The 17,686-nt window shown below is 71.3% G+C and carries 16 protein-coding genes and 1 riboswitch; of the genes, 5 read left to right on the top strand and 11 right to left on the bottom strand.

The genetic code is table 11. From position 1 onward, the window contains the following. Positions 1–5: 5 nt before the first annotated feature. Complete coding sequence (locus HNP84_RS45420) at positions 6–329, bottom strand: hypothetical protein (protein WP_185056335.1); 324 nt, start codon at positions 327–329, stop codon at positions 6–8. A 135-nt stretch (positions 330–464) separates the two neighbouring features. Here HNP84_RS45420 and HNP84_RS45415 point away from each other — a divergent pair, with 135 nt between their 5' ends. The 3 genes from HNP84_RS45415 (at position 465) to HNP84_RS45405 (ending at position 3,830) form a co-directional block, all read left to right on the top strand. After that, positions 465–2,510, top strand: coding sequence for a HelD family protein (locus tag HNP84_RS45415; protein WP_185056334.1), 2,046 nt, complete (start codon positions 465–467; stop codon positions 2,508–2,510). Between the two features lie 180 nt (positions 2,511–2,690). Further along, a complete protein-coding gene (locus HNP84_RS45410) occupies positions 2,691–3,362 on the top strand; it encodes an Abi family protein (protein WP_185056333.1) in 672 nt (223 codons plus the stop codon). A 36-nt stretch (positions 3,363–3,398) separates the two neighbouring features. Next, positions 3,399–3,830, top strand: a complete 432-nt coding sequence (locus HNP84_RS45405) for a GNAT family N-acetyltransferase (protein ID WP_185056332.1) — start codon at positions 3,399–3,401, stop codon at positions 3,828–3,830. A 428-nt stretch (positions 3,831–4,258) separates the two neighbouring features. Here the strand turns inward: HNP84_RS45405 and HNP84_RS45400 are convergent, their stop codons facing one another. The 3 genes from HNP84_RS45400 to HNP84_RS45390 all read right to left on the bottom strand — a co-directional run bounded on the left by HNP84_RS45400 (position 4,259) and on the right by HNP84_RS45390 (position 6,487). Further along, complete coding sequence (locus tag HNP84_RS45400; protein ID WP_185056331.1) at positions 4,259–5,059, bottom strand: choice-of-anchor P domain-containing protein; 801 nt, start codon at positions 5,057–5,059, stop codon at positions 4,259–4,261. A gap of 46 nt (positions 5,060–5,105) precedes the next feature. Further along, complete coding sequence (locus tag HNP84_RS45395) at positions 5,106–5,870, bottom strand: protein-sorting L,D-transpeptidase LdtCP (RefSeq protein WP_185056330.1); 765 nt, start codon at positions 5,868–5,870, stop codon at positions 5,106–5,108. Positions 5,871–6,013: 143 nt separating this feature from the next. Further along, a complete protein-coding gene (locus HNP84_RS45390) occupies positions 6,014–6,487 on the bottom strand; it encodes a winged helix-turn-helix transcriptional regulator (RefSeq protein WP_185056329.1) in 474 nt (157 codons plus the stop codon). A gap of 83 nt (positions 6,488–6,570) precedes the next feature. Here HNP84_RS45390 and HNP84_RS45385 point away from each other — a divergent pair, with 83 nt between their 5' ends. Beyond that, a complete protein-coding gene (locus HNP84_RS45385) occupies positions 6,571–7,779 on the top strand; it encodes an MFS transporter (protein WP_221337575.1) in 1,209 nt (402 codons plus the stop codon). A 54-nt stretch (positions 7,780–7,833) separates the two neighbouring features. Here the strand turns inward: HNP84_RS45385 and groL are convergent, their stop codons facing one another. The 5 genes from groL to HNP84_RS45360 all read right to left on the bottom strand — a co-directional run bounded on the left by groL (position 7,834) and on the right by HNP84_RS45360 (position 14,733). Continuing rightward, the gene (gene groL, locus HNP84_RS45380; RefSeq protein WP_185056327.1) at positions 7,834–9,459 is read right to left on the bottom strand and encodes a chaperonin GroEL; all 1,626 of its coding nucleotides are present in this window, start codon (positions 9,457–9,459) and stop codon (positions 7,834–7,836) included. Between the two features lie 539 nt (positions 9,460–9,998). Further along, entirely contained in the window at positions 9,999–10,199 is a 201-nt protein-coding gene (locus HNP84_RS45375; protein ID WP_055507665.1) for a cold-shock protein, read from the bottom strand. A gap of 2,105 nt (positions 10,200–12,304) precedes the next feature. Beyond that, the gene (locus HNP84_RS45370; protein ID WP_185056326.1) at positions 12,305–12,583 is read right to left on the bottom strand and encodes a MoaD/ThiS family protein; all 279 of its coding nucleotides are present in this window, start codon (positions 12,581–12,583) and stop codon (positions 12,305–12,307) included. Between the two features lie 52 nt (positions 12,584–12,635). Further along, a complete protein-coding gene (gene thrC / locus HNP84_RS45365; protein WP_185056325.1) occupies positions 12,636–13,904 on the bottom strand; it encodes a threonine synthase in 1,269 nt (422 codons plus the stop codon). A 14-nt stretch (positions 13,905–13,918) separates the two neighbouring features. Then, a riboswitch (SAM riboswitch) is annotated at positions 13,919–14,061 on the bottom strand. A gap of 111 nt (positions 14,062–14,172) precedes the next feature. Then, positions 14,173–14,733, bottom strand: a complete 561-nt coding sequence (locus tag HNP84_RS45360) for an RNA polymerase sigma factor (protein ID WP_185056324.1) — start codon at positions 14,731–14,733, stop codon at positions 14,173–14,175. A gap of 105 nt (positions 14,734–14,838) precedes the next feature. Between HNP84_RS45360 and HNP84_RS45355 the strand changes: the two genes are divergently transcribed. Further along, positions 14,839–16,272, top strand: a complete 1,434-nt coding sequence (locus HNP84_RS45355; RefSeq protein ID WP_185056323.1) for an alpha,alpha-trehalose-phosphate synthase (UDP-forming) — start codon at positions 14,839–14,841, stop codon at positions 16,270–16,272. Here HNP84_RS45355 and otsB read toward each other — a convergent pair. Together otsB and HNP84_RS52220 are read right to left on the bottom strand one after the other, a co-directional pair. Continuing rightward, positions 16,269–17,138, bottom strand: a complete 870-nt coding sequence (otsB, locus tag HNP84_RS45350; RefSeq protein ID WP_185056322.1) for a trehalose-phosphatase — start codon at positions 17,136–17,138, stop codon at positions 16,269–16,271. The two genes, HNP84_RS45355 and otsB, sit on opposite strands and share 4 nt — an antisense overlap. 21 nt (positions 17,139–17,159) lie before the next feature. Continuing rightward, on the bottom strand, positions 17,160–17,405 hold the full coding sequence (locus tag HNP84_RS52220) for a DUF3263 domain-containing protein (protein ID WP_221337588.1): 246 nt from the start codon (positions 17,403–17,405) through the stop codon (positions 17,160–17,162). Positions 17,406–17,686: the final 281 nt, after the last annotated feature.

Raw genomic sequence — 17,686 nt, 5'->3', positions numbered from 1 at the left:
AATGGTTACCGCACGAGCATTCCTCCCGCGAACAATACCGCCTCCGCCACCACCCACGCCGCTATTGCCGTGCCCATCAGCGGCATGAACCCGCGGGGCGCCGGAATCAGCCACGCGACCGCCGCGCACCCGGCTCCCACCACCGCGAACAGCCCGGAGAACGAGGCCACCGTCTCCAGCCGCTCGGCACAGGAACGTGAGCTCTCGTCATCCGCGCAGAACGCCTCCAGCCCCCAACCGGCGTACGCCGACAACCCCCACAGCGCCGCGAGCAGCAACACGGCGACGGTCGGAATGGCCGGCGACAAGCCGACACGCCCATACTTCATCCTGACTCGGTACCCGTCCGCACACTCCGCCAGTCACGCGATTAATGCGTGGAGTCATTTCCGGGCCATCGCTAAGGTGGATAGTTCGCCCCCGACCATCCGCCTACTCCTAGTGCGTCAAGGAGGACTGTTCGTATGCCCGCACACCAACTGGCCCCCGACATAGCCGGCCAGGACCCCGACCAGATTCTGAAAGCCGAACGCGCCCATCTGGCCGTTTCCCGGGCCGCGCTCACGGCGATGCGGGAGCACGCCAAGTCGCTGTCGGCGAACGCGGCGGGCGACTGGGTGTCGCAGCAGATCCTGCAGAGCCTGCTCGACCAGCGGGTCGCCGCCCTCGCCGACCACCCCGACACCCCGCTGTTCTTCGGCCGCCTGGACCGTGCCGAGGACAGGGCCGAGGACAGGGCCGGCGACGGCGACCTGCCCCCGACCATCTACGTCGGGCGGCGGCACGTGCACGACGAGCACCGCCACGCCCTGGTGATCGACTGGCGGGCGCCGGTCTCCCGGGCCTTCTACCAGGCCAGCCCGGCCGACCCGATGGGGCTGCGGCTGCGCCGCCGGTTCGGCTACCAGGGCGGGGAGCTCACGGCGTACGAGGACGAGCCGCTGGACCAGGGCGGCTCGCTCACCACCTCCAAGATCCTCACCGAGGAGATCGAGCGCCCGCGCACCGGTCCCATGCGCGACATCGTCGCCACCATCCAGCCCGACCAGGACGAGATCGTCCGCGCCGACCTCGGCCAGACGGTCTGCGTGCAGGGGGCGCCGGGCACCGGCAAGACCGCGGTCGGGCTGCACCGGGCGGCGTACCTGCTGTTCACCCACCGCGAGAAGCTGGCCCGGTCGGGCGTCATGATCGTCGGCCCGAACCGGGCCTTCCTGTCCTACATCTCCTCCGTGCTCCCCGCGCTCGGCGAGGTCAAGGTGGACCAGACCACGGTCGCGGGCCTGGTGGGCGAGCACTCCGCCCCCGAGGACCCGGCGGTGTCCGCGCTCAAGGGCGACGCCCGGATGGCGGCCGTGCTCAAGCGGGCGCTGTGGGCGCACATCGTCAAGCCCACCGAGGGCGTACTGGTCACCCGGGGCTCCAACCGCTACCGGGTGCCCGACTACGAGGTCCGCGAGATCGTCGCCTCGCTGCGCGGCACCACCCGCTACGGCCCCGGCCGCGCGGCCCTGGCGCAGCGGCTCGCGCACGCCGTACTGGTGCGCATGGAACAGCGCGGCGAGTCGCCCGACGACCGCGTGCAGGACGCCGTGGCCCGCTCCAAGCCGGTCAAGCAGGTCGTGGACCAGGTGTGGCCCAAGCTCACCCCGGAGCAGGTGCTGCACCGCCTGCTGTCCGACGCCGACTTCCTGGCCCGCAGCGCCCGTACCGACCTGACCGACGAGGAACGCGAACTGCTGCTGTGGCGCAAGCCGCCCCGCTCCTGGCGCTCCGCCAAGTGGTCCGCCGCCGACGCCGCCCTCCTCGACGAGTTGGCCGACCTCATCGAACGCACCCCGTCCCTGGGCCACCTCGTGGTGGACGAGGCGCAGGACCTGTCCGAAATGCAACTGCGCGCCCTCGGCCGCCGCTGCCGCACCGGCTCCGCCACCGTCCTCGGCGACCTCGCCCAGGGCACCACCCCCTGGTCCACCCGCTCCTGGACCACCGTCCTGGAACACCTGGGCCAGCCGTCGGGCGCGGTCACCGAACTCACCCTCGGCTTCCGCGTGCCGCGCGAGATCCTCGACTACGCCGCCCGCCTGCTCCCCGACATCGCCCCCGGCCTGGCGGCCCCCCGCAGCCTGCGCCCCGGCACCGGCTCCCTGTCCGTACGCCCCGCCACCGACCTGGCCCCCGCCCTCCTGACGGCCGTCCAGGACGCCCTGGCCCGCCCCGGCTCGATCGGCGTCATCGCCCCCGACGCCCTGGTCCCCGCCGTCTCGGCCGCCCTGGCCCTCCTGGACCACGAGGTGCTGTCGCCCGACACCACCGCCGACCACCGCCTCCTGGTGATCCCCGCCACCCTGGCCAAGGGCCTGGAGTACGACCACGTCATCGTCACCGAGCCCGCCGACATAGTCGCCGCCGAACCCCGCGGCCTGGCCCGCCTCTACGTGGTCCTCACCCGAGCCGTCACCAAGCTCACCATCCTGCACACGGGCCCGCTCCCACCCCAGCTCACGTAGCGAGGCCGGAGACGGAAAAGCTCTCCGAACCCGTGTTCGGAGAGCTAACCTATGGTAGCGGTCACGCCACAATGCGTGACCGCGGCACTTTGGCCCAGAAAAGTGCTTACCCCGGGAGGCGTGCATTGCAGAGGCTCATCCCGGGGCACCTGACTGTAGGTTATCAGGAGAGGACACATCGTGGCCACCCCCGTCACGAATCGCATCGCGGAGGCCATCTCCGCCGAACGCTTCGCCCCCTACCTCGCGGCGTCCGGTCACTGCCGGGAACGCGCGCTGCGGCTGTACGCCTGGAACATGGAGATCTCCGGGGCGATTCTGGGCCCCCTGCACCTTCTGGAGGTCACGCTCCGCAACGCGATGCACCGCGAGCTCACCGCACTGGCCGGACGCGCCGACTGGTGGCACTCCCCGGCCGTCCCGCTCGACGTGACCAGTTCCGAGAAGATCGACGCGGCCAAGCGCACGATCGCGGCGCTGCACATGACACCGACGCCCGGCCGGGTGATCGCCGAACTGTCCTTCGGCTTCTGGACCACCCTGCTCTCCTCCAGGCACGCCTACGAGATGCGGCTCTGGCGGCCCGCGCTGCACCAGGCGTTCCCCGCCTACCGGGGGCCACGCCGGCCCGTGCACAGCGACCTGTACCACCTGCGGCGGCTGCGCAACCGAATCGCCCACCACGAACCCATCCACCAGCGCCACCTGGCCGCCGACCACTCCTCGATCCTGCGCCTGCTCGGCTACATCTCGCCCGAGGCGGCCACCTGGGCGGCCCGGAACGACCGCGTTCCCGAGGTCCTGGCACGGCGCGACGACGTCTGCGCGGGCCTGGCCGCGACGCGGTTCTGAGGGGCGGCCTCTGGGGCCGTGGTAGCTTCGGGCGCTGTGGGAGAGTTCGGGGTAGATGTACGGTTCGGCGGGCCGGGAGACATTCCGGGGGTGCTCGCCTTCTGGCTGGAGGCGGCCGAGGGGACCGACCGTCATGACAGCGCCGCCAAGGTGGAGGCGCTGATCGAGCGCGACCCCGAGGCGTTGCTGGTCGCCGAGCTGGACGGCGAGCTGGTGGGCACGCTGATCGCCGGTTGGGACGGGTGGCGGGCCCACCTGTACCGCCTCGCCGTGCATCCCGCGCACCGGCGCAAGGGCATCGCCACCACGCTGCTCAAGGCGGCCGAGGAGCGGTTCGCGGCGTTCGGCGCGTTCCGGGCCGACGCGATGGTGCTGCACGACAACGTCCTGGCCCACCACGCCTGGGCCGCCGCCGGCTATACCCGCCAGCCCGAATGGGGCCGCTGGGTCAAGCCACTGCGGGCCTGAGCCAGACCCCGAGCCCGCACCTGAGCCCGCACCTGAGACCTGAACCCGGGCCTGGACGGGCGGAACATCGGAACGCGTGATACCGGCCGGCGTCCCGATGTTCCCTGCTCATCCCCCATGCCGCCGGGAAAGGCCCCGGCGGCCTGCTGCGTCTTCCGCATTTGACGCGTCTACGCGTCTTCCGCATTTGACGCGTCTACGCGTCTTCCGCATTTGACGCGTCTACGCGTCTGGCGTGTCCGACGCGTCTGGCGTGTCTGCCGCGGGCCGCTGTCGCGGCCCGTGCGTGACGGCCGCGGTACGACCGTCACCGGTCGGCGGGCGGCCTTGGCACGACTCCCGGACGGCCTGACCGCGGGATCGTCGCGGTGGCGGGTCGGACCTCCACCGGCCCGGCCGTCCGATCATCGGTGCCGTGGGGAACCGCGTCAGCCGGCGACCGGCAGGTTGACCTTGGCCGGGATCGGCGCGGGTGCCTGCTTCTCGACCCGCTCCTGCTGGACCTGCGTGGAGACGTCCCGGGTCGGGCCGGTGATGGTGTCGCCGGTCTCGCGGGGACGGCCCGAGTCGTCCATGTCGCCCAGCGGGCCCTCCATGTCGCCGGACGCCTCGTTGGTGGAGGAGGCGTCCGTGGGGGTCCCGCAGACCACCGAGGCGACGTCGATGGTCTGCCTCTTGCCGTTCGACATCGGCATGTCGATCGACAGGCCGGTGACCGCGAGCCGGCCGTCCGCCTGGCGGACCTGCTTGTTCAGCGTCACCGAGGCCGTGCCGACCCGCTCGATCGTGACCGGGATCGTGGTGTTCGGCGCCGGGTTGGCGTCGATGTCACGTCCGCCGATGACGGCCCCGGCCAGGTTGGAGACGCCCCGCCCGTTCTCGCACCGCGCGGACACCGCGTTCGCGGCGACCTGGCGCTGCAACGTGCTCACGTCCGCCGCGCTCGCCTGCGAGTTCCGCCCGTTCGTGGTCACCTCCATGGCGGAGGCGCTGACCAGCGGGTTCTTCGGGCGCAGCACGCTGCGGTGCACGGTCTTGCCGTCCCGCGACACCGCCGCCGGGATCGGCTGGATGCGCACCGGGCCCTCGGCCGACAGGCCGTACGCCGTGCCGGGCACGCCGGGCGTTTCGTCGGCCGCCGCCTGCGACATCGTGGCGGCGCCGACCAGAACCGCGGCGGCCCCGACGACGAGCGCCGACGCCGCGAGCAGGTTCCTTCTTATCCCCATACTTCCCCCTGGGTGTGAGCTACCTGGTTGGTCGCTAGGTGAGGGCCTAGCGGGTGATGATGACGAGGGTGCCGAGCGGTACCCGCGACAGCGCGCGCAGCGCGTCGTCGGGCACTCGCACGCACCCGTGGCTGACGGCCTTGCCGAAGACCGTCTTCCTCGGCCAGCCGTGGAACGCGACCGTCCCCGGCCCGCCTCCGTAGGTGTCGAGCGTCGCCGAGTGCGCCCCCGTGGGCAGGACCGGCGAGCCAGACCTCTGGTCGCTCGCGGAGAGCGAGGCGAGCAGGAACGTACGGCCGAGCGGCGTGGGCGTGCCGGGGGCACCCACCGCGACAGTCCACTGCCCCGTCACGCGCCCGGATTTCAGAACCGTGAGCCGTCGGGCGCCTGTTTCGACCTTGATCAGATAGGGAGTCCGGGCGACCTGCAGATCGTCCCCTCTCCCGGAGATCCATCCCGTCGCGCGGTTGGGACGCGACGGCAACAGGACCTTGATCCACCCCGGCGCGGTGTCCACGACCGGGACCCAGGTCGGATTGCCCAGCTGCAGACTGGGCAGCACCGCCACGGCGGCCCCGCCGGGCGTGGCGCGGACCACTCGCGGAGCGGTCGGATGGACCACCACGCCCGTTCCCGCACTGAAGGGCGCGGTGTCCCGAGGCGCCCGCGGCAGCGTCGTGTACGTGGTCGCCTGCGGCAGGGAATCCGCCCCCGTCGCGAACGACACACTCGACCCAGTCGCGAGCGCGAGGAGAGCGGCCACGCAGAGGATCCGCCGATGCGGTATCCCCTTCGGCACGCGAAGGCCCATGAAAGCTCCCCTGTACGGCTGACCGTTCGCGGGGAGGCTATCGATCCCCCGTCAGACGCGAACGGCGAGCAGAACAGAGCAGACCCAAGGTTTACGGCTCACTGGCACGAGCCCCCACCGCCCGCACAGATCCTGAATCCGGGCTACCCGCTCTTGGCCCTCGGCGACTCCCGGTCAACCTTGATCACGACGGTGTCGCCGGGTTCGACGGCACGTCCGTCGTCCGCCTCGACCCGCAATGGGGCCAGCGGACGTCCGGTGAGCCGGTCCACGAGCCGGGAGTGCGGCTCGCCGGGCGTGAAGGAGTGGGTCTCGCCCCACTGCCGGAGGGCCACGATGACCGGGAACAGGTCCCGGCCCTTGGGGGTGAGGACGTACTCCTGGTAGGCGCTCCCGTCCGCGGCCGGCACCACCTCGAAGATGCCCGCGGCCACGAGGGCGCGCAGCCGGGCGGCCAGGATGTTCTTGGCGACCCCGAGGCTGCGCTGGAACTGCCCGAACCGGCGGCTTCCGTCGAAGGCGTCGCGCACGATGAGCAGGGACCACCAGTCGCCGATGGTGTCCACCGAGCGCGCCACGGGACAGTCGCTGTCGTCGAGCCGGGTCCGTTTCACCATTGGCCACCCCTCCTAGTTGCAACATGCTACCAGCAATCTCTAAGGTCGAGGGTGGTAGCAACTTGAAACCATCTGGAGGATGCATGGTCACGGAGTGCCCGGCGAGTACGGCTCCCCCGGCCGCGGCAGGCCCGTCGCGCGCGACCACGGCGCTGTTCGCCGTGGCGGCCGGTACGGCGGTGGCCAACGTCTACTTCGCCCACCCTCTGCTGGCCACGCTCGGCCGGGAGTTCGGCATGGCCCCCGGGACGCTCGGCGTCATGGTGACCGCGACCCAGCTCGGCTACGGGCTCGGACTGTTCCTGCTGGTGCCCCTCGGCGATGTGCTCGACCGCAGGAGGCTGGTCACCACGCAGTCACTGATGCTGGCCGCGGCACTGGCGGCGGTGGGCGCCGCCGCGCACCTGCCCGTGCTGCTGGCCTCGGCCGCCGCGGTGGGCTTCCTGGCCGTCGTCACCCAGTCGCTGGTCGCGTACGCCGCCGCGCTGGCCCCGGCCGACCGGCGGGGCCGCGTCGTGGGCCAGGTCACCAGCGGCATCGTCGTGGGGATCCTGCTCGCCCGCACGGTCTCCGGAGTGCTGGCGGACCTGGCCGGCTGGCGTGCGGTCTACCTCGCCTCCGCCGCCGTGACCCTGCTCCTCACCCTGGCCCTGCGGCACGCCCTGCCCCGCCGGGCCGCGATCCCGCCGCGCATGCGCTACCGCGACCTGCTGCGGTCCACCGTCGCCCTGTTCCGCCACGAGCGCGTGCTGCGTACCCGGGCCCTGCTCGCCCTGCTGATCTTCGCGTCGTTCAGCACGCTGTGGAGCGGCGTGGCGCTGCCGCTCAGCGCTCCGCCGCTGTCCCTGTCGCACACCGCCATCGGCGCGTTCGGGCTCGCCGGGGTGGCCGGCGCCCTGGCCGCCGCACCCGCCGGGCGCCTCCACGACCGCGGCCACGCCCGAGCCACCACCGGGGCCGCCCTGCTCCTGCTGGCGCTCTCCTGGGTCCCGCTGGCCTTCACCCGGCAGTCGCTGTGGGCGCTGGCGATCGGCGCCGTCCTGCTCGATCTGGCGGTCCAGGCCGTGCACGTCACCAGCCAGAGCATCATCTACGCCCACCGCCCGGCAGCCGGGGGCCGTGTGATCGGCGGCTACATGATCTTCTACTCCATCGGCAGCGCCGTGGGCGCGTGGGCCTCCACCACCCTGTACGCCGCCGCCGGCTGGGGAGCCGTGTGCCTGCTCGGCGCCGCCTTCAGCCTGCTGGCCCTGATGGTATGGGCCGTCGGCCGACCGGAGGAGAGACGTTAAGAGGGGGCGGTTCCATTACTGGAGCCGCCCCCTCTTGGAGGAGAGCAGGTGGACTTAGAAGTCCATGTCTCCGCCACCGGGCATCGCCGGCGCCGGAGCGGCCTTCTCGGGCTTCTCCGCGATGACGGCCTCGGTGGTGAGGAACAGGGCCGCGATGGACGCCGCGTTCTGCAGCGCCGAACGGGTCACCTTCGCCGGGTCGATGATGCCGGCGTCGAACATGTTGACGTACTCGCCGGTGGCGGCGTTGAGGCCCTCGCCCGGGGTGAGGTTGCGGACCTTCTCCACCACGACGCCGCCCTCAAGGCCGGCGTTGACGGCGATCTGCTTCAGCGGCTCCTCAAGGGCCTTGCGCACGATCGCGGCGCCGGTGGCCTCGTCGTTCTGGAGCTCCAGCTTGTCGAACGCCTTGGCGCCCGCCTGCAGCAGGGCCACACCACCGCCGGGGACGATGCCCTCCTCGACGGCCGCCTTCGCGTTGCGGACGGCGTCCTCGATGCGGTGCTTGCGCTCCTTCAGCTCGACCTCGGTCGCCGCGCCGGCCTTGATGACCGCCACGCCGCCCGCGAGCTTGGCGAGACGCTCCTGCAGCTTCTCGCGGTCGTAGTCGGAGTCGGTGTTCTCGATCTCGGCGCGGATCTGGTTGACCCGGCCGGCGATCTGCTCGGCGTCACCGGCGCCGTCGACGATCGTGGTCTCGTCCTTGGTCACGACGACCTTGCGGGCGCGACCGAGCAGGTCGAGGGTGGCGGTCTCCAGCTTGAGGCCGACCTCCTCGGCGATGACCTGACCACCGGTGAGGGTGGCGATGTCGGTCAGCATGGCCTTGCGGCGGTCGCCGAAGCCCGGGGCCTTGACGGCCACGGAGCGGAACAGGCCGCGGATCTTGTTGACCACCAGGGTCGCCAGGGCCTCGCCCTCGACGTCCTCGGCGATGATCAGCAGCGGCTTGCCGGCCTGCACGACCTTGTCGAGTAGCGGGAGCAGGTCCTTGTTGGCGGAGACCTTGGAGTTGACGATCAGGATGTAGGGGTCCTCAAGGACGGCCTCCATCCGCTCCGGGTCGGTCACGAAGTACATCGAGATCAGACCCTTGTCGAAGCGCATACCCTCGGTGAGCTCCAGCTCCAGGCCGAAGGTGTTGCTCTCCTCGACGGTGATGACGCCTTCCTTGCCGACCTTGTCCATGGCCTCGGCGATCATCTCGCCGATCGCCGTGTCACCGGCGGAGATGGAGGCGGTGGAGGCGATCTGCTCCTTGGTCTCCACGTCCTTGGCCAGCTTGGACAGCTCCTCGCTGACCCGCTCGACAGCGGCCTCGATGCCCTTCTTCAGCGACATCGGGTTGGCGCCGGCGGCCACGTTGCGCAGGCCCTCGCGTACCAGCGCCTGAGCGAGCACGGTGGCCGTGGTGGTGCCGTCACCGGCGACGTCGTCGGTCTTCTTGGCGACTTCCTTGACCAGCTCGGCGCCGATCTTCTCCCACGGGTCCTCCAGCTCGATCTCCTTGGCGATGGACACGCCATCGTTGGTGATCGTGGGAGCGCCCCACTTCTTCTCCAGCACGACGTTGCGGCCCTTGGGGCCCAGGGTCACCTTGACGGCGTCGGCGAGCTGGTTCATACCGCGCTCGAGACCGCGCCGGGCGTCCTCGTCAAACGCGATCATCTTGGCTGCCATACGGCTAGACCTCCCAGTAACACAGGGTGGCTTGCGGTGGATCGAGCCGACGCCCGCGACGGCATGTGGACCCGCCGGCCCACGACACCGGTCGCCGTGGTCGGCGAGGCCCCATCGCCTCGACCCGGTTGTCACTCTACACATGAGAGTGCCAACGAACTGTCTAGCACTCTACCTAATCGAGTGCAAGCGCACACCCTGCTGACCTGGGTAGAACCCGTTCCCGAACCCGCCCGGGAACGGCGTCACGCCCCGGCCCGCCCGGCTCGTCCGCCGACCTCTCGGAGGGACCGGGTGACCGGTTACGCGTCGCGCCCACCAGTCTAGGTGGAGTGACGACACGGCAGCGGTGAGAGAAGGGCCCGGCCGCTGGGAGGACGGCCGGACCCTTCAGCCGGCCGGCGGAGTTCCGGCAGATCCGCGCGGACTGCGCTGCCGCGTGATCTGCCAGAGCCCGCCGGCGAGTCCGTGAGTGTCTCGCTCACACGGCGACCCGGGGCACGCCCCTCGTACGCCCGCGAGCCGATCTACCCGGCTGCTCAGACGGTCCTGACGGACTCCGCCTGCGGACCCTTCTGGCCCTGGGTGATCTCGAACTCGACGCGCTGCCCCTGCTCCAAGGCACGGTAGCCGTCCATCAAGATTGCCGAGTAATGGACAAACACATCCTTACCACCGTCTACCGCGATGAAGCCGTAGCCCTTGTCCGCGTTGAACCACTTGACGGTGCCCTGCGCCACTTTCCGACTCCTCTTACTGGGCTCCGGACCGCGCCCATTCCTCTGCGCGGCCCATGATCTCTGAGGCGGAGTTACCGCGTGAAGTTCGGAACTCATCCGTTAACCCGGGAGTCAACTTCTTACGGACCCAGCTACGTCGATCGCCTCGACCATACCTGTGGTACGGCATTGGGCAACAGTGTCAGAGCGGAAACTCGCCCTTTGCGTTCGCTCACGGCGGCACGACGAGACTTTTCTTCTGACGAATACTTAGTTAAACGTTGCATCATTGTGTATGACGCCAAAGAGACGGAACCCCATTGCGCCTGTCACGCGGGGCGTCCTACGCCCGGCAATCCCCGTGGTTAACCCCTGATTCCCCACGCATTGCAACCCTTTCCCCACGTTCCGCGCAGGCCGCTCACCTTAGGTATGCACCCCGTACCGGTACGTTCGGGACGGCCATAATCCCGTTTCGCCCTTCGCATCCCCACACCAGGCTCGTGATCATCCCCGCGCCCGCAAGATACCGCAAAACCCTGCAACCCATGCGCCCGCCCCCGGAAGGTATGGCGTAGCACACACGTCACCGCACATACACCGCCCCCGCCGCCCCCGCTCGCGACGCAGCCCGCCCCGCCAGGAGATCGGACGAGAGCGCGGGAGCGTGGCGACCGGGCTCCGGCCAGGGAGGGCCCGCCCAGGCCCCTGACGACGCTCCGGTCGGTGACGGCCACGGAAAGGGCCAGGCGGGCAGGGGAATGTCCCTGCGAGGTGACCAGGGACGGCCCCAGGGAAGGCCCCTCTGCACTGCCCCAGGCCGCCCAGACCTCCCCAGGCTGCTCTTGGCCAAGCCGCCGAGCGCCGCCCCGCCGCGCGGATAGGCCAGGCCAGGGGCAATCCTCTCTGGGCTGCCCATGGACGGCCGGGAGGCGCCGGCACAGAGCCGGAAAGGCCAGGTCGGGGCGGGTAAAGGGGGCGTGGAAGGGGCCGGAAGCGGACCCTGCACGGGGCCGATAAAGGCCCCCGGCACGGGCCGGAAGAGGGCCCCACACAGGGCAAGGAAGGCCAGCCCTGACAGGCGAGAAGGGGGCCCAGCACAGGACCGGAACGAGAGCCACAGAACCGGGAAGGGCAGCCCGACCGGCGGGGAAAGGGGGCCCGGCACAGGGCAAGGAAGAGGGCCGCACAGGGCCATGAAGAGGGCTCGCAGCACGGCGGGAAAGAGCCCGACGCAGGACATGCCACATAGCGCCGGAACAGAGCCCTCACAGGGTCGGATGCGGGCCCGCACAGGACCGCGAAGACCAGCCCGCACCAGCGGAAAGAGGCCCGGCACAGGACCGGGACGAGAGCCTTCACAGGACTGGAGGAGGGCCCGCACAGGACCGCGAAGGCCAACCCGCACCGACGGGAAAGAGGCGCGGCACAGGACCGGGAAGAGGGCCCGTGCCGGGCCAGGAAGCAGGGGGCCGTCGAGGCCGCTTGATGGCGCTCTGCGGGCCGCGCAGGGCCAGGCCGGAAGGGGGAAATCCTCCGGGGAGTCGAGGCGGCCACAGGCCGCGTGGGGCGCGGGCCGCGGGCCGTGTGCGGCGTGGGCCACGCGCAGCGCAGGCCACGCGCAGCCCAGACGCCGCGCAGCCCAGGCCACGCACAGCCCAGACATCGCGCAGCCCAGGCCACGCACAGCGCAGGCCACGCACAGCCCAGACGCCGCGCAGCGCAAGCCACACCCAGCGCAAGCCACAGGCAGCGCAGGCCATGGGCCCCGCGACGGGGCCGCGGCGCGCCCGGTGCGATCCAGCGGTTTCTTCCCCACGGGCTAGCCGCCGCACTCCCGTAAGGACCGCTACCGCGAGCAGAACAGAGTGCGCAGATCACAGGGGGATTTCGGGCCTGATTCGGATGCCCGTAGGGCGGGTTATGACGGGCGAATACAACGGCCACGGGCCCCGCGCGAGGTGCGTGGGGCCCGTGGCCTGTGCCGGGAGACCGGCAATGGTGCCGTTCGAGAAGGCGGATAAGCGGGGTAACGAAGGTGTGGCGGTCGCGTGAGAGCCGGTGCCGGCCTCACCCGGGGTGCGGTTTCGGTCGCGTGCGGGGCGGGGCCGGTCCTGCGCGGTCGGTTACTGGCCGCCCGCCACCGCGGGGATTACCGAGATCTGGGTGCCGGGCGGGGTCGCGGTGTCCAGGCCGTCGGCGAAACGGACGTCCTCATCCCCTACATAGACGTTGACAAAACGCCGCAGCTTTCCGTTTTCGTCGAGGATGCGGGCGCCGATGCCCGGGTAGTCGGCGTCGAGCTTCTGCAGGACTTCACGCAGCGTCGCGCCATCGCCACTGACATCGGCCGCGCCGCCCGTGTATGTGCGCAGAATCGTGGGAATCCGCACAGAAACGCTCATTAGCCAGCTCGCTTTCGTTATCGCGGGTTTGAGGCGGTAGGGGAGAAGGGCTTCAGCCGGCGACGGCCGCGCGGAAGGCGTCCAGGGAGGGACGGATGACCGCGGTGGGGCGGGCGTGGCCCGCCACGGCGTCGAGGGTCTTCAGCCCGTCGCCGGTGTTGAGGACCACGGTCTCGGCGTCGGGGTCGAGGCGGCCCTCGGCGACGAGCTTGCGCAGCACGCCGACGGTGACGCCGCCCGCGGTCTCGGCGAAGATGCCCTCGGTGCGGGCCAGCAGCCGGATCGCGTCCACGATCTCCTCGTCGGTGACGTCCTCCACCGCGCCACCGGTGCGCCGGGCGATGTCGAGCACGTACGGCCCGTCGGCCGGGTTGCCGATGGCCAGCGACTTGGCGATCGTGTCGGGCTTGACGGGCTGGATGACGTCGCGCCCGGCCCGGTAGGCGGTGGACACCGGCGAGCACCCGGCGGCCTGGGCGCCGAAGATCCGGTACGGCTTCTCCTCCACGAGCCCCAGCTTGATCAGCTCGCCGAAGCCCTTGTCAATCTTGGTGAGCTGGGAGCCCGAGGCGACCGGGATCACGATCTGGTCGGGCAGGCGCCAGCCGAGCTGCTCGGCGATCTCGTAGGCCAGGGTCTTGGACCCCTCGGCGTAGTACGGCCGCAGGTTGACGTTGACGAACCCCCACCGGTCGCCGAGCGGGTCGCCGATCAGCTCCGAGCAGAACCGGTTGACCTCGTCGTAGCTGCCCTCGATGCCGACCAGCTTCCCGCCGTACACGGAGGCCATGACGATCTTGGCCTGCTCCAGGTCGGCCGGGATGAACACGCACGCGTCGAGCCCCGCGCGGGCCGCGGCGGCGGTCACGGCGCCGGCCAGGTTGCCGGTGGAGGAGCAGGACAGGGTGTGGAAGCCGAAGTTGCGCGCGGCCTCGACCGCGATGGCGACCACCCGGTCCTTGAAGGAGTGGGTGGGGTTGCCCGAGTCGTCCTTGACGTGCAGCGAGCGGATGCCCAGCTCGCGGGCCAGCCGGTCGGCCCGCACCAGCTTGGTCCAGCCGGGGGCCATGTTCGGCTTGTCGGCGACGTCGGCCGGGACGGGCAGCAGCGAGCGGTAGCGCCAGATGTTCGTGGGTCCCGCGGAGATCTGCTCGCGGCTCACCGCCCCGAAGTCGTAGGCGATCTCCAGCGGGCCGAAACACTCGATACACGCGAAGCTCGGGCCGAGCTCGTAGCGGGCACCGCACTCGCGGCACGACAGCGCCGCGGCGGGGCCGAAGTCGATGGTCGTAGCGGTGGTTTCCGTGCTTGCGAGCGCCATGAAGCGAGGCCTTTCCCTCATCTTCGCCTGCGACCACCTTGGCCGCGGGCCGGAATTGGCACCTGTCCCGGCCGGCCTCGGCATTGTCGCGAGCACGGTAACCGGGAGGGTTGCCGGGGCTTCACAGGGCCGGTCCCTCCACCCCTCTGGATGAGCAATATGAAGTTATGGGCCTTACACGCGGGCCTGCAAGCACTCTACCTCGCCGATCGGCCCGCACCACCTGGCGTCTCGGGATGTGAGACGTCAGCGGCCGAGGCGTGAGCGGCTACAGGCCGGAGTAGGCGTCGCCGAGCGCGCTCTGGACGTACTTGCGGGCCTGGTGGATGCGCGACTTGGCGGTGCCGAGCGGGATGCTGAGCTGGTCGGCCACCTCGGCGTAGTCGAGCTGGCAGATGTCGCGCAGCACCAGGGCCTGGGCCAGCTCGGGCTTGTCGGCCTCCAGCGCCTCCATCGCGTCGAGCAGGTCGAGCCGGGAGCCGGCGATCACGCTCACCCGGCGTACGTCGGGCTTCTGCAGCGGCAGCTCGTCGGAGCTCTGCTCGGCCGCGCGCCGCTTCAGCGAGCGGTACGTGGTGCGGGCGCAGTTGGCCGTCACGATGTGCAACCACGTGCTGAACCGGGCCCGCCCCTCGAACCGCCCGATGTTGCGCGCCACGGCCAGGAGGGTGTCCTGGCACGCCTCCTCGGCGTCCTGGTGGTAGGGCAGGATGCGGCCGCAGTGCCGCAGCACGTCGGGCTCGATCCGCCGCAGCAGCTCACCGAGCGCGCGGTGATCGCCCTGGGCCGCTGCGCGGGCCAGCTCTTCGGTCGTCTCGTCCAGCGCCATTCCGGGGTCCCCATCCTGCGTATGGTCGAGGACATCCTATGGTCGGGCGTCAAGGTTGGTTAACCTTCCGGCAAGCGTCCCAGGCGAGGGAACGGTAGGTCGATCATGAATGCGGTGCTGGTTGCGTCGAACAGAGGCCCGGTCTCCTTCACCTTGTCGGAGGACGGCGCGCTGACCATGCGCAGAGGGGGCGGCGGCCTGGTCTCCGGGCTGTCGGGCGTGGTCAAGGAGATGGAGGTGCTGTGGGTCTGCGCCGCCCTGTCCGACGGCGACCGATCCGCGGTACGCCTGGCGCCCGGCGGCCGGCTGGACCACGCCGGCTACGACACCGGCCCGCTGCGCATGCTGGACATCCCGCCCTCCACCTTCCACCGCGCGTACAACGCCGTGGCCAACTCCACGCTGTGGTTCGTCAACCACCTGCTGTACAACACGCCGACCGCGCCCCAGTTCGACACCCGGTTCCGGCGCGAGTGGGAGTCCTACCAGTCCTACAACGCGGCGTTCGCGCTCGCCCTGGCCGAGGAGGCCGGGCCCGGCGCGCGGGTGATGGTGCAGGACTACCACCTCACCCTGGCGCCGAGCATGCTCCGCGGCGAGCGGCCCGACGTGCGCATCTCGCACTTCTCGCACACCCCGTGGGCCCCGCCGGAGTACTTCTCGCTGCTGCCCGACGAGGTCGCGGTCGAGGTGCTGTGCGGCATCCTGGGCGCCGACCACGCCGGGTTCCTCACCGCGCGGTGGGCCGCGGCGTTCATGGACTGCTGCGAGGCGCTGCTCGGCGCGAACGTCGATCGCGGCGCGCGTACGGTCACGCACGAGGGCCGCACCACCCGCATCGGCGTGCACGGCCTGGGCGTGGACGGCGACGCGCTGTGGGCGCGGGCGGTCGAGCCCGACGTCGAGTCGCACATGGCGGCGCTGCGCCAGGAGGTCGGCGACAGCAAGCTGATCGTGCGCATCGACCGCACCGAGCTGTCCAAGAACATCGTGCGCGGGCTGGCCGCGTACCGGGAGTTCCTGGCCGCGCACCCGGAGTGGCACGGCAAGGTGGTGCACCTCGCCTTCGCCTACCCCTCGCGGCACGACCTGCCGGAGTACCGCGAGTACACCGCGGCGGTGCAGCGCTGCGCCAAGGAGATCGAGGACGAGTACGCCACCGAGGACTGGGACCCGCTGATCCTCAACGTCAACGACGACTACCCGCGCTCGCTGGCGGCGTACCGGCTGGCCGACGTGCTGCTGGTCAACCCGATCCGCGACGGCATGAACCTGGTGGCCAAGGAGGGGCCGATCCTGTCGCCGCGCTCGGCGCTGGTGCTCTCGCGCGAGGCGGGGGCGGCGGCCGAGCTGGGCGCCGACGCGCTGCTGGTCAACCCGTACGACGTGTGCGGCACCGCGGAGGCGATCCACGAGGCCCTGGTCATGCCCGAGGAGGAGCGGCTGGAGCGGGGCAAGCGGCTGCGCGCCGCCGCCACCGCCCTGCCGCCCGGCCTGTGGTTCGCCGAGCAGCTCGCCGCCCTGGAGCCGGCGCCCTAACCGTATTGAGCCGCCTGGCCCTTGCCGAGCACCCGGGTCAGCGCGCGGAGCAGGGCCACGACGCCGTCGGGGCCCTCGACGATCAGGTCGGCGCGGTCGGCGAGCTCGGGGGCGGTCTCGTGGGAGCGGCTGCACACCGTGACGCCGGGCAGGCCCGACTCGCGCACGGCGTTGTACGCCGCGAGGTCGCCGAGGTCGTCGCCGGCGAACAGCACCGAGCGCGCCCCGCGCTCGGCCAGGAAGGCGCGCAGCGCGTGCCCCTTGTCCACGCCCGGCGGGCGCAGCTCGATGACCATCTTGCCGGGCTCGACGGTCAGGCCGTGCTCGCGGGCGAGGCGGGCGAGCGGGCCGCGCAGCGCGCCGAGGGTGGCGTCGGGGTCGGCGGACCTGCGGGTGTGCACGGCCAGCGCCCGGCCCTTGTCCTCGATGTACGCATCGCGCACGCCGAGCGAGAGCAGCACCCCGGGCAGGGCGCCGCGGACGGCGTCAACACCGCGCGGGGGCGGCGGGGAGGTCACCTCGCCCGCCTCCCAGCGCTCGGCGCCGTACTGCCCGAGGACCACCAGCCCCGGCACGTCGGTCAGGCCGGGACCGGGCCCCGGGCTAGCGCCGTACTCGATCGCGACGGCCGCGGGGCGTCCGGTCAGCACCACGATCGCGCCGACCATCGGGCCCAGCTCGGCGAGTACGCCCGGCGCCTCGGGATGGACGCGGGCGGAGGCCGGGTCGGGCACGATCGGCGACAGGGTGCCGTCGAAGTCGAGCCCGATCACGGCCCCGGACGGGTCGGACACGATCGCGTCCAGCCCGACGGCGCCCGCGGCCGTACGGGCGGGCGGCAACACGGAGGCAACCTCGTCGGTCATCCGCTCTCCTTACCCGGTGGATCAAGGACGCATGCCGAGGCGGCGTGCGGCGCGGTCGCGCCTGCGGTCGGCCCGCATCCGGCGCAGGCGCTTGACCAGCATGGGATCGTGGGCGAGCGCTTCGGGCCTGTCGATGAGCTCGCCGAGCAGTTGGTAGTAACGGGTGGCCGAAATACCGAAGGTCTCGCGGATCGCCTGCTCCTTGGCGCCCGCGTGACGCCACCACTGGCGCTCGAAGGCGAGGAGGTCACGGTCGCGGCCGGTCAGGGGATGCTGTGTCTCGGGATGGCCTGTCTCGGGATGGCCTGTCTCGGGATGGCCTGTCTCGGGATGGTCGGCCGGGGGGATCGTGGCGGGGGACGGGTCGGGTATGGCGTCGGTTGTGGCTGAGGGTGTGGCTGCTTGGGGTGCGGCACTGTCACCGTTGACCGGTGCAGCGTCCATGCTTCCTCCTCGCGTCGGGCGCGCGGCGATTCGCGCCACGCGCACGCGGCCCGGAGCCATCGTAGTCCGCGACCGGCCGCTGTTCCCGGGCGATGCCGCGACGT

Origin of the sequence: Thermocatellispora tengchongensis (assembly GCF_014202315.1) — a bacterium.
Lineage (GTDB): Bacteria > Actinomycetota > Actinomycetes > Streptosporangiales > Streptosporangiaceae > Thermocatellispora > Thermocatellispora tengchongensis.
Note: the sequence above shows the minus strand (reverse complement) of the source record. Positions and strands in the feature narration are given on the sequence as shown.

Bases quoted from the DNA above. Each gene is read 5' to 3' on its own strand.
- HNP84_RS45390 (WP_185056329.1), bottom strand. From the start codon at position 6,487: ATGGTGAAACGGACCCGGCTCGACGACAGCGACTGTCCCGTGGCGCGC.
- HNP84_RS45415 (WP_185056334.1), top strand. From the start codon at position 465: ATGCCCGCACACCAACTGGCCCCCGACATAGCCGGCCAGGACCCCGAC.
- otsB (WP_185056322.1), bottom strand. From the start codon at position 17,138: ATGACCGACGAGGTTGCCTCCGTGTTGCCGCCCGCCCGTACGGCCGCG.
- HNP84_RS45385 (WP_221337575.1), top strand. From the start codon at position 6,571: ATGGTCACGGAGTGCCCGGCGAGTACGGCTCCCCCGGCCGCGGCAGGC.
- HNP84_RS45395 (WP_185056330.1), bottom strand. From the start codon at position 5,870: ATGGGCCTTCGCGTGCCGAAGGGGATACCGCATCGGCGGATCCTCTGC.
- HNP84_RS45400 (WP_185056331.1), bottom strand. From the start codon at position 5,059: ATGGGGATAAGAAGGAACCTGCTCGCGGCGTCGGCGCTCGTCGTCGGG.
- groL (WP_185056327.1), bottom strand. From the start codon at position 9,459: ATGGCAGCCAAGATGATCGCGTTTGACGAGGACGCCCGGCGCGGTCTC.
- thrC (WP_185056325.1), bottom strand. From the start codon at position 13,904: ATGGCGCTCGCAAGCACGGAAACCACCGCTACGACCATCGACTTCGGC.
- HNP84_RS45360 (WP_185056324.1), bottom strand. From the start codon at position 14,733: ATGGCGCTGGACGAGACGACCGAAGAGCTGGCCCGCGCAGCGGCCCAG.
- HNP84_RS45355 (WP_185056323.1), top strand. From the start codon at position 14,839: ATGAATGCGGTGCTGGTTGCGTCGAACAGAGGCCCGGTCTCCTTCACC.
- HNP84_RS45370 (WP_185056326.1), bottom strand. From the start codon at position 12,583: ATGAGCGTTTCTGTGCGGATTCCCACGATTCTGCGCACATACACGGGC.
- HNP84_RS45420 (WP_185056335.1), bottom strand. From the start codon at position 329: ATGAAGTATGGGCGTGTCGGCTTGTCGCCGGCCATTCCGACCGTCGCC.